The sequence below is a fragment of the Paenibacillus sp. MY03 genome (assembly GCF_002165585.1).
Classification (GTDB): domain Bacteria; phylum Bacillota; class Bacilli; order Paenibacillales; family Paenibacillaceae; genus Pristimantibacillus; species Pristimantibacillus agaridevorans.
Genome location: NZ_MXQD01000031.1, coordinates 99,241 through 112,336, shown reverse-complemented (window position 1 = coordinate 112,336; position 13,096 = coordinate 99,241). Strand labels below are relative to the sequence as shown.

Below are 13,096 nucleotides of genomic sequence, written 5' to 3'. Positions count from 1 at the left end.
TAAAAGAACAGCTCCCGATGCCAAGCATCGGGAGCTGTAATCCATTATTGAGCTTGCTGGGCCATCAACCCCGCAACGATAGCATCCGTCGGCGATGTCAGAAGCGCATGGAGAATAAAGGCTTCTTCCTGACGCTTAAGGGTTGCCTTGGACAAGAAGTCGAAGGCTCCGTCCGCATTCTGCTTTACTTCAGGACCGATGAGGCCTAACCCGACGAGCATCTTAACGGCAGGCTCAGCCCATTCGTCCGTATCCCCGGACAGCTTTACGGATTCGAACAGCTCCGCCGGATATTGCAGAACGAGCGCGCGCCAGATCATAACGGCCGCTTCCTGTCTGGTAATTGGTCGATCCGGTCTAAATTCTTCCGTGTTCGCTCCTTTGACAAGTCCCATCTCATAGGCTTGTTGGATAAACGGAGCGGAAGGATGGCCGGCGAGATCCTTAAAGGCGGGCTCGTCGGAAGTACTGCCGCTTAGTCCGCTAATCTCCATCAGAGCCTGCACGAACCCGCCGCGCGTTGCTGCTTCTTCGGGTCCGAATGCTGCCTTCGCGTCATTGGCGAGGTAGCCAAGCGACTGAAGCGCATGGATGGCCTCCGCATACGGATGATCGGCCGGGACATCGGCGAAGCCGGCAGGTTCTACGCCCTTGCGCGCATAGCCGAGCGGATTCAGATAAGGTTCCTTCATATAGGTAGCGATGCCGTCGTCGTTTAGTCGGAATGCCGTAAACTTGCCCGTCAGACCGTCGACAAACAAATTGTCGTCCACTTGCTTCAAGCTGCGAGGTCCCAGGAAGGAATCCGAGATGACCAGGCTGCCGTCTCCTTCCGCACCGAGCGTCGATACGATAACGCGAAGCCGCAGATCGGAATAAACGCCGCTAAATGCTTCCAGCTCCTCCGTCGTGTAGGGCTCGAACGCTGGATCCAGCTCAGCCGGCTTGGCGATATCCGGGAAAAACTCTGTAATAAAGGCCGAGTAGAACAGATCACGCAACGGTCCGAGTTTGTTGTATGTCAGGAATACGCCTGTCTCTTCCTCCGGAATCATAAACATCAGGGAACTGGTGCCAATGAGATCGCCCGCCTTGGTAATGACGCTTGAGCTGCTGCCCGCTCCAGGCAGCTGGATCGGCGCCTCAAAGCCATAAGTTGTATCCGGCAGCAGCGGATGCGCGTAAGAGCGGTACTCCTGCATGTCGGCTACCGTCGCACCCTTCAAAATACGTCCGGAACCGGCCGCTCCTTCGTTTAAGAACGACACCATATATTTGCCGACATCCTGAGCCGTGGACAACATGCCGCCCTGCGGCATTACCGTCGGATCGATGGCATAATGATCAAGCACCGAGCCGTCGACCCCATACTCCGTTACCATTCGCTCCTTCAGCTCATCTTTGGGCAAAAAGGTGCTGTTCGTCATGCCAAGCGGCTCGAACAGATTTTCCTCCATATAGGTCTCGAACGGCACGCCGCTGACGTTCTGTACCACTAGTCCTTGCAGCAGCGATGCGAAGTTGTCGTACATATAGGAGCTTCCGGGCTCCCTGACGACGGGAGGCATATGCTTGAGCGCGTAATCGTCCAGCTTCACGACACGATCGTAATCGGTATGTATATCCTCCGGAAGCGGATCCTGAATTTCGAAGCCGGTTGTATGCGTCAGCAATTGTTCGATCGTCACCGGGGCATCGTATGGATTATCAAACTTCAGTCCTTTGATGTACTTCGAGAAATCATCCTTTAAGCTCACTTTGCCTTGCTCCACCAGTTGCATGAGCGCCGTTGCCGTAAAGGACTTGGATACCGACGCTATTCGGAACAGGCTGCTTGCCGGATCGACCGGCTCTTCCGACTCCAGATCCGCAAACCCGTAACCGTTCTCCGCGATCGTCTTGCCGTCCTTGACGATGACGACGGATGCTCCTACATATAGCGGCTTTGCTTGCTCGGAGGCAAAAAACGAATCCAAAAATGCTTTAGCCGTCTCTGCATTCAAGTCCTTTGCAAGCGGCACTGCGCCAGAGCCGGCAGCCGTCGTATCCGTCGCCGGAGCTGCGTAAGCAGCAGGCACAACCAGGCTAAAAGCCACGACAGAAGCGGTCATTGTTTTAGTCAACCATCTCAACTGAACTTTCACTCCGTTTCTCGTAGTAAGATAACCAACTCTACTTAATACGGGATTCATAGAATGGCAGTTTCATATATTTGGAATAATAGGACCTCTGCGACTCTATAGAAGCAAATCAGCGAGTTCGAACCATGTTTAGCTCGTTAAGAGTCGCAGATGAAAAGCCGACGGGGCGAATTACGCTCCATCGGCTCTTTTTGGTCTTATTTAGTGGACAAGGCGTCCACGACATCTTTAATTAGCATGTATACGTCGCCGTTCGTCAGCTTATTGCGGTCCTTGATCAGGGACAGCGTGTCCGCCTGGACGAGGCCTCCCGCCATAAGCACGTCCAGCGCCTTGGCCGGCACGGCTTCGCCTTCCACGGCCGTCAAGAGGGAATATGCGGCTTGCTCCAGCGTCAATGGCATCGTGCTCACTTGGTCCGTCGGAATGTCCTTAATGGAAGGTTCCGCCGAATGCGCGAACGCTTCGGGATGCGTCTTGGACGCACCGGTCAGATTAAAGAAGAGACGTTTCGGATTGGACTCGATATCCAGTCCGAAGTCGACACCGTACCCGGCTTGAGAGATGCCCATGCTTACAGCCAGCTTCATGCCTTCGTAAGCTGGGTGGCTGATGAAGGGATATGGCTCGAGCTTAGGCGGAGTCAAATCCATGCCCTGCTCCGTCAGACGCTCCTTCAGGGTCGCGATCAGCGACTCGCTCGCCGACAACTCGCGGAACGTGATGCCTTCCTCCTGTGCAAGCTTTGCAGCTGCTCCTGCAGCCTGGGCTGTTGCCATGCCGAGCGGTACGACGCGAGCGCTGCCATGAGGCAAAGAGTCGAAGCTGGCCGAACGTCCGACGACGAGCAAGCCGTCAATCTTTTGCGGCACGAGCGTACGGAACGGTACGCCGTAGAACTTCGGTCTCATAACGACAGCGCCTCTGTCCGTAGGCGCGGACGAAGTGCTCTGAATATCGACCGGGTAGGAGCCGAATGCGATATCGTCCGGATGAGTCTGCTGCTCCAGCAAATCCGTCATCGTCAGACGATATTCGCCGATCAAGTGGCGAGTCTCTCGCACGTACAGCTCCGGCGCGAGCGCCCCAAGCTCGATCGGCTCAAGCTCCGGGTACAGCGACTTCAAATAATCGAGCATAAGCGGAATTTCCTTACGCGCGATTTCGTAGGCCTCTTCGATGGATGCGGGATTGAACGGGTCGACCTCGAAAATCTGAACGGCATTGATAAACGCGGTATCATTGACCGAACGGCCGATGTTAAGTCCCCGGGAACGAATGCGCTCCGGATTCGTGGAAGGATATTCCCACATTTCTTTGAAGCCCCATACGCTTTCGTTATTTGCTCCCGTATCCGGATCGTCGTCATTGTTCTGACGTTTACTGATGGCATCCCACACTTCCGGGGTCACGTTAACTAGCTCGTACACCGGCGTAACGGCCATCAACAGCTTGTCGTCGCCGATATCCTCGCGGCCGAACGTAAACGGCGCTCCCGCAGCAGCAGCGAAATCGCCGTCCTGCGTCGCGTCGATGACTGCCCCTGCGGTTATTTCCAATACGGTGCCATCAGCGGCCGTCAGCTTCGCTCCCGTTACGGTCGTTGCGCCGCCATCAGTCGAAATAATGGGCTCTATGCTCTTCATGCCCAAGCGAACCTCGATGTTATCTTCTGCTTCTACCAATTCATGGAAGGCATTGGTAGCCGTAATGATAGCAAAGGAATCGCCTTCGACTCGGTCGAACCATTCCTTAAATATGCCTTTGTTATAATAATCGACACCATCCGGCGCCCGGTTCATGTCCAGACTGTTAAGCCAGCCTAAAGTAAACAGTCCGCCCAATATTTCACGGTTTTTCCCGTCAACCAGCAGCGTCTTCAGGCCATTCCGCGCCGCGGATACGGCTGCGGCCACGCCCTCCGGATCGGTGCCTACGACGACTACGTCGTACTGCTCCTTCAGCTCCTTTACCGGAACCTGTGGAATATCCTTAACTTCCGTCACGGGCGCGGGGCCCTTGTCGTCCTGTAATTTTATTACGTAAAACAACCCTGCGATAATGATCAGCAATAGTCCCAATGTCAGCAAAATAATAGACTTGCGATTCTTCATGCCTGCTCTTGTACCCTCCCATTCTCTTTGTATCCCAACTATTATAGACTAACTGTCTATCTGGGCACAATAAAAGAGCGATAGTTTCATAGAGTTGCCACGTTTGAATAATCCATCCACATCCTGCGAATAACTAATCGGGTTGGCGTGAGACAGAATCGCGAAGCGCCACACTATCCTAATATCAGACGGAGGTAATTTCATGTATCAGAACCAATCCTTGTACCAGAATCAATCCATTACCGGCCAGATCAACCAATGCGAGCAACTGATCAGCCAACTCATCACCCAAACGCAGCAAGCCTCTCAGATGTACCAGCAATTGCTGCAGCAAGAGCAGCAAAACGCAAGAACGCTGGAGGAAATCGCTCAGAAGGAGCAGCGTGCCGCTCAAACGATCCAAACGGCACTGCAAGGTCATCAAACAGCCATCCAGCAAATGCAGCAAATGTCCCAAAACCTGCGTCAAATCGAGCAAGCTTCCCTTTCCCACGTTTCTCCTGCATTCGCCAATCAGCAAACCAGCCATTCCTACGGTTTTCAAAATCAAGCAGGGATGAACCAAGGCTTCAAAAGCTTCCAATAATTGAGCTTCTTGCAAGCGTGCGCCTCATTGGCGCATGCTCTTTTTTACTTCTTTTCTAACCATTCGGTTACGTTTCACTGGCTTTGTCAGCACAGTGGTTGCAAAACTTGCACTTTTTGGAGCCATAAGCGTTACAAACGCCTATGGCTGCTAATCAGAGTTACTTTTCGGTCCATCGGCGTTTTTAACGTCTACAGCTGCTCGTTAGCCTACTTTTTGGTGCCATATGCGTTATTAACGCCTACGGCTGATAATCAGGGCTACTTTCCGGTCCATCGGCGTTTTTAACGTCTACAGCTGCTCGTTAGCCTACTTTTTGGTGCCATAAGCGTTTATAACGCCTATGCACGCTAATTGGAGTTACTTTCCGGTCCATCGGCGTTTTTAACGCCTATAGCTGCTCGTTCGCCTACTTATTAGTCGCAAAAATGACCGCCAACCTATTTTGCCCCATTACTGCTGAAGCTCATTATCCACAATCTCGTATGTCGCATTATTTCCTATACAATAAAAAATCCTCCCGGCAGCTCTGCCGAGAGGTTGAGATAAGTTTAAGGCGCCGTCTCCAGAAACTTGGAGGTCGGATTTTTGTCCATGGCGGTGCGCATCGCATATTCGTTTTCGAACAAGGCAACGTAATTGCCCTTTTTGTCCTTCACGAGCGTGGAGTTGATTCGGAACTTGGAAGGATCGATCTTCTCGTCCACGATCCAGCGGGCGAATTGGAACGTCATCCGGTGCAGTTGGATGTCTACGCCGTATTCCGCCTTCATCCGATGCTCGAACACCTCGAATTGCAGATGGCCGACGACGCCGAGAATCGTCTCGTCGAAGTTGCCGGTGGAGTAAAACACCTGGATCGTGCCTTCTTCCGTCAGCTGGTCCAGCCCCTTCTGGTATTGTTTATGCTTAAGGGCATTTTTAACCGTTACCTTGGAGAAAATTTCGGGAGAGAACGTTGGCAGCTCGTCGAATTCCACCTCCATGCCTTGCGACAAGGAATCGCCTATACGGAAGATGCCGGGATCGAACAGACCGATAATGTCGCCGGGGTAAGCCGTCTCGACGATATCGCGGTCCTGCGCCAGAAATTGCTGCGGCTGCGACAGCTTGATCTCCTTCTTGTTGCGTACATGCTTTACGGCCATCCCCCGCTCAAACCGTCCCGAGCAAATACGCAGGAACGCGATACGATCGCGGTGAGCCGGGTTCATGTTGGCCTGAATCTTGAACACGTAGCCACTGAACTTCTCGTTCGTCGGCTCGATTGGGCCCGACATGCTGTTCCGCGAAGTCGGCTTCGGCGCGAGCTGCAGGAAGTTCTCCAGAAATGTCTGTACGCCGAAGTTGTTGACGGCGCTGCCGAAGAAGATCGGCGTCAGCTCGCCTGCGCGTACCTTGTCGTAGTCGAATGGATCACCCGCTACGTCAAGCAGCTCCAGATCGGAAATCAGCTGATCCGTCAAATAGTCGCCGGCCATCTCGCGAATAATGGGATCGTTGTAGTCGCCGACTTTGCGTACTTCTATCGTGGAATGATCGTTCCCTTGGAACAGCTCCACCTGGTTCTTCATCCGATCGTAGACCCCGCATAGCTCCCGGCCCATGCCGATTGGCCAATTCATCGGCACGGAACGGATGCCAAGTACCTGCTCCAGCTCTTCCATAAGATCGAACGGGCTTTTGCCCTCGCGATCCAACTTGTTGATGAAGGTAAAGATCGGAATTCCGCGCTTGCGGCAAACCTGGAACAGCTTTACCGTCTGCACCTCGACGCCCTTCGCAACGTCGATCAACATGACCGCGCAGTCCGCCGCCGTCAACGTGCGGTAGGTGTCCTCGGAGAAGTCTTGGTGACCGGGCGTATCCAGAATGTTTACCCGATGCCCCAAATAATCGAACTGCATGACGGACGAGGTAACGGAGATGCCCCGCTGCTTCTCGATCTCCATCCAGTCGGATGTCGCATGACGGCTGGCTTTGCGGGCTTTGACAGAGCCGGCCAGTCGAATGGCGCCCCCGAATAGAAGCAGCTTTTCGGTCAAGGTCGTCTTGCCGGCGTCCGGATGGGATATGATCGCGAACGTACGCCGTTTGTCGACTTCCTGCTTAATTTCGTTAGATAATGATTGATTCATGCTTGCCTTCCCTTCACGGTCTTATCTATTTATCCTTATTGGTGATCCAGATGACGTTATCCTCATCCTGGCCGTTGACCGGCCACCAGTGATGGCCCTGCTCCGCGAGCAGCTCGTTCGCCTTTGCCGGACCCCACGATCCTGCCGGATACGGCTCCAGATCGGATGAATCCTCGCGCCAGCCTTTCGCGATCCGGTCCACGAATTCCCATGCATGGGATACTTCGTCCCAACGCGTGAAGTAAGTGGAATCGCCTCGAGCCGCGTCATGAATGAGCCTCTCGTAGGCTTCCGGCGTATTGATGCCGATCATGCAGCTTTGGCAAAATTCCATCGATACCGGCTGGACGTCGTTGTCCGCGCCCGGTTTCTTGGCGTTGATCTTAATATAGATGCCTTCCATCGGATTAACCCGGATGACAAGCAGATTCGGCGACAGCTCGTGTTTTTGCGCGAACAGGACGTTTTGCGGCATCGCTTTAAATTCCACGACGACCTCCGTCGTCTTAACCGGCAGACGTTTGCCCGTACGGATATAGAACGGCACACCCGCCCAGCGGAAGTTATCGACAAACACCTTTGCGGCAAAATAAGTTTCCGTCGCGGACTCTTCGCCGACAGAATCCTCCTGGCGGTAGCCCGACAGTTCCTTGTTGCCCAGCTTGCCGGCGGTATATTGACCGCGCACGACATGACTGCGCACTTCCTCGTTCGACTCGTAGCCGCGAAGGGAACGAAGCACCTTTACCTTTTCGTCGCGGATGTCCTCGCCGTGAAGTCGGCTTGGCGGCTCCATGGCGATCATCGTCAGCATCTGAAGCATGTGGTTCTGCCCCATGTCCCGCAGCGCCCCGGACTTGTCGTAATAGCCGCCGCGTTCCTCGACGCCCACTGTCTCCGACAACGTAATTTGCACATTTGCGATATGGTGATTGTTCCACAACGGCTCAAAAAATGCGTTCGCGAAACGGATGACCTGGATGTTCTGAACCATCTCTTTGCCCAGGTAATGGTCGATCCGGAAAATCTCTTCTTCCTTAAACACTTGGCCCAATTGTTCGTTAAGCTTCTGCGCCGAGGGCAGATCATAGCCGAATGGTTTCTCAATAACTAGCCGATGCCATCCCTTGGACTCCAACAGACCTCCGTCGCGGAGATTTAGGGATACAGGGCCAAACAGTGACGGCGCAAGCGCCAGATAAAACAGACGGTTGCCCGGGATGTCGAACTTCTCGTCCAGCTCTGCGGATAACAAGGATAGCTCGCGAAACCCGTCGACGTTGTTAATATCCAGCGACATATAGACGAAGTGCTCCGCGAACCGCGTCCAGAGCTCGGCGTCGTCCGCCTTGTAGCGGCAGAACTCGTTGATGGATTCGTACAGATCCGAACGGAACTGCTCGTTGCTGCGCGCCCGGCGAGCGAGACCGACGACAGCGAATTTCTCGGACAGCTTGCCTTCTTTATATAAACTGAACAATGCCGGGAACAGCTTGCGTCTTGCGAGATCTCCGGTCGCCCCGAACAGGTAATAAACCGCGCCTTCCGGGGAATTCGATTCTATTATGGGATTGGGAGTCATACGCCTCATTCTTTCTACCTGAATTTTTATGGGAATTGCATGATATGTAGTTTAGCATATTCAACCTTAAATCGCCATTGAACGGGTTATAAAAAATGCAAATAAACCATCTGTTAATCTGCTCGTTCTTCGGCCGTTCGAACAGAAGAGAAATCACCCGAAATTAGCGGTACTCCTATCGTCAGCTCGTTCCGCGCTGTTTCCGTGCTGCGATGCTCCGCGACCTGCAAATTGGCATGCCAGTTATTTCCGAGTGCCTTCGACGACAAAAGAGCGTCGCTTAACATCGTGACGCTGCGCGTGCCTCCGTCCTCATATTGCTCCAGGATGCGGCCTCTGGCTATTCGCTCCAGCGTTTTGGCTCCTTCTTGTTTGTCCGAATACCCATGCGTCTTCATCGTTAGTGTCCACTCGTCGCTCATCTTCGCGAGGAGGGAGCCCAGTTGCTTAAGCGCAGCCTGCAGACCTTGCTCCGTCGAGTCTTCGACGCCCGATTCCAAAAGCAAGATCACCGTCATGCCATTGTCAGACTGTCCCGTCTGATGCAGCGACAGTCGAGCGGCGTCCGTACTTTCACCAAGAAGCGCGAAGTAATGTCCGGACACGCTGTTTCCCCCATTCGTCACGATTCGTTCCGTCTTTATGACTCCATCTGCGTCGGAGAATACGCTGTCGGACAACTGCGCCAATGACATCCCTTCGCTTAATACCGCATCGAACCGAAGCGTCCATTCTGCCGTCTTCGCTCCACCGGCTAACACCGAATCGCTCCAGCTCCATAGCTGCGCAAGATCATGGGCGTACCGCGCAGGGGCGGCAGCCTGATCCTTCGATTCCGATTTTTGCAGCACCAAAGCCGCAATCAGCAAGAGAACGAGCATCGCGCTTGCAAATGCCACGCCGTATTTGTTGCGGGGTCTGCGGGATCTCCCATGTCTTGCTGCTTCTGCTACATCCCGATTCAACAACGAATTCCGGGGTACATACATGGTATAACCTCCGTTCTTGTATAGGTAAACGTACATTTCGGCTTCCGGATGAATACACTGTCGCAACAACACCAATGGAGGGAATGGTTACGGAGCCATGGAACGAATCTATCCGCTTACTGTCGATCACTTGCAGCATATTATCGGGATGCCGGTCTGCGCAGTGGCAAAAAACGGATTGAGGTATGTTGGAATCGCGGAGAGTTGCGCTAACGGACGTCTTGTTCTCGTATCTCCTTGTCAAGGGGACTGTCAAGGCTTGCATTTCTCGCAGCCATATGGAAACCAATCAGCCTATGAACGGGAGCAGGGAAGCTCGAACGAGCAATCCACGTCAAACAGGCGAACAACAACCGGCAAAAAGAGTAAAGGTGTTCGCGGCAAGAAACAGCGGCAAGGGGATAAAGCAACGTCTGCTTCCATAGAAGCACACTCTACTAATTACACGCAATCAGGACAGAATCCTGCCCATGTATTGTCCCGAAGCGGATCACCGGGCGTTGCCGTTTTAAATCTAGACGACATTGGACTGTTATTTCTTATCATCTAATCGACAGCGAGAGTCTTTCGTCGACAAATTCGTTCCTTATAACGAACATTTCGTGACGTTTCGACTCTCTCGTTCGAGTCCTTTCGTGTTCGTTATATAGTATGCTGATTATATTATTTTTTTCTCATTCTCGTCGTGAATGTCCTTAAACAGGACTTGGAAAGGGGGAACACTTAATGGCTGAATATATCCGCTCCATAAGAGGGATTGAACGTTCGAATGCTTATGCGCCGATTAGCGCAGTTAACCCTTATGCCGCTTATCGCAACCGGGAGCTGATCGAACCTTCTCGCGCCGAGCCCGTCAACGGACTGGCCGATTGGGAAGCGTCGTCTGCTAAGGGAGCCGCGGCCTGGCTTCGAACAGCAAAAGCCGCCGAAGGAAAGCTGAACAGCCTGATAATCGAGCTGGGCCGCCAAGAAGGCTGGCGAAATGGAGAAGTAACGAAGGACAAGCTCCGTGAGCTGGATGATCTGTTGAACGGGCTTGCTTCTGTTTACAAGCGCAATGAGGAATATTTGATGCCCGAAGTGTGGGAGGTCATCGAACTTGCTCTGCGGCATCCGGCAACTTCGCAGTTTGGACTGGCGAGAGGCGAATTATCGCTGGAGGGCATCGAGGAGCGCCAAAAAGAAACTTTTGGCGCGCATTCGCCGGCTCTCCTCTCTGCTCTTGAAGACCCGGACAAGGCGAGGCGCCTGCTGCTTGGAGCGGATGGATTATTGACGGGATTGAAGACGGCGGTCGCATACGCCGAGAAGCAGCAGCCCGCGGACTGGCTTAAGCTTCCCTTTACAGCTGCATACCCTTACGCCATGTATTATGGCGCCGCCCAACTGTACTGGCCGCTTCCAAGCAGGGGGTCCATCGTCAATAAATACATTTGAGGGGAAGCATCCCATCGTTCTCCCAGAATCCTGCGTTTTCCAAGAAACGATCGATGTCTCCGAGTGCTTCCATCGTTTCCGCCACAGCCGCTGTATAGCCGAATAAAATGAACGCATGCTTCGATCGAGGATATAGAATTAGCCTCGCGTAGTTGCCGCAGCTGCGATGCGCTTCTACATATCTCACAGACTGCTCGGCTTCAACCGTACGGTCAAGCAGGCCATGCAGCGTCAGCGACGGCGGTTGACCCGGACGAATCCGCTGAAGTGGCGACAGCCGTCCCGCTTCCTCGCGCCCCAGAAACCAGTTTCGCACAGCCTGCCCGTTGGTCTGTGCCTTCTCCTGCAGAGGAGCGCGGGAGGAATACCGCCATTTGTCGGTCAGATCGACAATACCGTTGCAATTGACGATCGCAAACACCCCGAGCGGATGATCAAGGGGCAAAGTCCCGATGCAGGCGGAGAGATGTCCGCCTGCGGAATCGCCAGCGACGACGATTCGTTCGGGATCGACCCCCATCTCCGAGGCCTGCTCGCGAATGAACCGCAAGGCATCGATACAGTCGCTAAGGCAGTCCTCCACGCTGGAAGCTTGACACGCAAGCTTCGCCGCCGATGCAAGGCGGTTTGCCCCGCGGTCCTGATCTGCAGCGGAGTCGGCGCTTTCCTCCATGTTCGTGGTGAGCGGACTCTCCTTGCTTAAGCCCGCCTTTTCCTCCGTATTCGGAATGAGCCTGTAATCCACGCTAAAGCCGACGGCTCCCCGCAGCGCCGCGTACCGGCAATGCGGCACGAACTGCTCGGGCTGTCCGCCCGACCAACCTCCGCCGTGAATCCAAATGATCGCCGGCCTGCGATCCTCCGGTCTCCAGTCATCCGGCTTCACGAATAGCAGCCGCAGTCCGTTGCCGCCGACGCTTTTGTACATCAGCGTCTCCGGTTCCGCGCCTTCCAGCAATTTCGCAACCGGCCACGCCAATTCTCGTCCCGAGCCGAGAACGTCGCCGTATCCAAGCGTCCTCTGCGCGCCTTCGCCATCTGTCGTTTCGCGATCATTTCCTTTGCTGCTAAATCCTTCGCCCATCTAACTCAGAGCTCCTCGGACAACATCAGCAGCAGCAAACCTTGCCCGTAGCCTTCCAGGCGATCGCGCGCGATAACGTGATATTCGCCGGGATGGCTTTGCACGCCCGTTCCGCTGGATACGCCCCGCAGCACGCCGTCATGATCGATCAGCGCGCAGACAGCTCGATACGCCATGCGGGCCATTTCGCCAAACGCGGGGTCGACCGATCCTTCTCGGATGCCTCTCAGCACGGCGTAAGCGATGCCCGCCGCTGCCGAGCTTTCTACATACGTGCCCGGTTCCGTCACCACCGTCGTCCACAAGCCCGACAGATCCTGATACGCCTGCAATCCCATCAACTGTTTGTGCAGCACATCCCGAATTATCCGCCGATCCTCCGCATAACGTTCCGGCAGGATTCGCAGCAGCTCCACAGCCACGACGGCCGCCCATGCGTTGCCGCGCGCCCACTGACAGCCGATAATGCTTCCTTTGCTTTCGTCCCAGCCGTGATAGAAAAGGCCGTTCGGCTGCTGCAGCCCCGCGACATGCACATGGAATTGCTTCAGCCCTTCCTCTACCGCATCCTCGTTCCCAAGCCGAAACCCCGCTTCCGTCAGGAACAGTCCCGCCATAAACAAAGTATCGACCCACATCTGCTTCTCGAACTTGGTTTCCGTCAGCGTATGCTCGTAAGCGCCGTTCGCCAGTCTGAGCGAGCGATGCAGCAGATGATCGACGCGATCCGCGAGCCGATCGGCGTAATCGACCAGCCCCAGCTTGCCCGACAGCTTCATCAGGCCTGCCCAAGGAGCCGTGCCGTTCACCGTCTCCGGGATCGAACCCCTGCCGAGATGCTCGCCATACCACCGCTCAAGGAATGTCCGAATGCGCTCCGATCCCGTTCTCTCCCATAACGTAGTCAAACCGTACAAGGCCACGCCTTCGCTCCAATTCCATTCGCGAAGCGGCATCCGCAGCGTCGCGTCGACCGCCGCTTCTCTTATATGCTCAATCGTTCTTGACATTCGTATCGTCCTCCC

Annotated in this window: 9 protein-coding genes; 2 read left to right on the top strand and 7 right to left on the bottom strand. The window is 54.4% G+C overall.

Annotation, left to right across the window (positions count from 1 at the left end):
* Positions 1 to 44 precede the first annotated feature (44 nt).
* On the bottom strand, positions 45 to 2,132 hold the full coding sequence (locus tag B1748_RS22010; RefSeq protein ID WP_256975856.1) for a serine hydrolase domain-containing protein: 2,088 nt from the start codon (positions 2,130 to 2,132) through the stop codon (positions 45 to 47).
* 206 nt (positions 2,133 to 2,338) lie between these two features.
* Complete coding sequence (locus tag B1748_RS22005; RefSeq protein ID WP_087570102.1) at positions 2,339 to 4,255, bottom strand: FAD-dependent oxidoreductase; 1,917 nt, start codon at positions 4,253 to 4,255, stop codon at positions 2,339 to 2,341.
* 202 nt (positions 4,256 to 4,457) lie between these two features.
* On the opposite strand from B1748_RS22005, the gene B1748_RS22000 reads away from it, so the two are divergent.
* Positions 4,458 to 4,841, top strand: a complete 384-nt coding sequence (locus B1748_RS22000; protein WP_087570101.1) for a hypothetical protein — start codon at positions 4,458 to 4,460, stop codon at positions 4,839 to 4,841.
* A gap of 551 nt (positions 4,842 to 5,392) precedes the next feature.
* Here B1748_RS22000 and B1748_RS21995 read toward each other — a convergent pair.
* The 3 genes from B1748_RS21995 to B1748_RS21985 all read right to left on the bottom strand — a co-directional run bounded on the left by B1748_RS21995 (position 5,393) and on the right by B1748_RS21985 (position 9,550).
* A complete protein-coding gene (locus tag B1748_RS21995) occupies positions 5,393 to 6,979 on the bottom strand; it encodes a peptide chain release factor 3 (protein ID WP_087570100.1) in 1,587 nt (528 codons plus the stop codon).
* 25 nt (positions 6,980 to 7,004) lie between these two features.
* Positions 7,005 to 8,561 carry a glucose-6-phosphate dehydrogenase gene (gene zwf, locus B1748_RS21990; protein ID WP_087570099.1) on the bottom strand — a complete coding sequence of 519 codons (1,557 nt, stop codon included), beginning with the start codon at positions 8,559 to 8,561 and terminating at the stop codon, positions 7,005 to 7,007.
* Between the two features lie 113 nt (positions 8,562 to 8,674).
* Positions 8,675 to 9,550, bottom strand: coding sequence for a hypothetical protein (locus tag B1748_RS21985; RefSeq protein WP_087570098.1), 876 nt, complete (start codon positions 9,548 to 9,550; stop codon positions 8,675 to 8,677).
* Positions 9,551 to 10,276: 726 nt separating this feature from the next.
* On the opposite strand from B1748_RS21985, the gene B1748_RS21975 reads away from it, so the two are divergent.
* Entirely contained in the window at positions 10,277 to 10,987 is a 711-nt protein-coding gene (locus B1748_RS21975; RefSeq protein WP_087570096.1) for a hypothetical protein, read from the top strand.
* Here B1748_RS21975 and B1748_RS21970 read toward each other — a convergent pair.
* Positions 10,971 to 12,071: an alpha/beta hydrolase gene (locus tag B1748_RS21970; protein ID WP_087570095.1), complete on the bottom strand. Its 1,101-nt coding sequence runs from the start codon at positions 12,069 to 12,071 to the stop codon at positions 10,971 to 10,973. The genes B1748_RS21975 and B1748_RS21970 overlap by 17 nt on opposite strands.
* 5 nt (positions 12,072 to 12,076) lie before the next feature.
* Positions 12,077 to 13,081, bottom strand: coding sequence for a glycoside hydrolase family 88/105 protein (locus B1748_RS21965; RefSeq protein WP_179215738.1), 1,005 nt, complete (start codon positions 13,079 to 13,081; stop codon positions 12,077 to 12,079).
* Between the last annotated feature and the right edge of the window lie 15 nt (positions 13,082 to 13,096).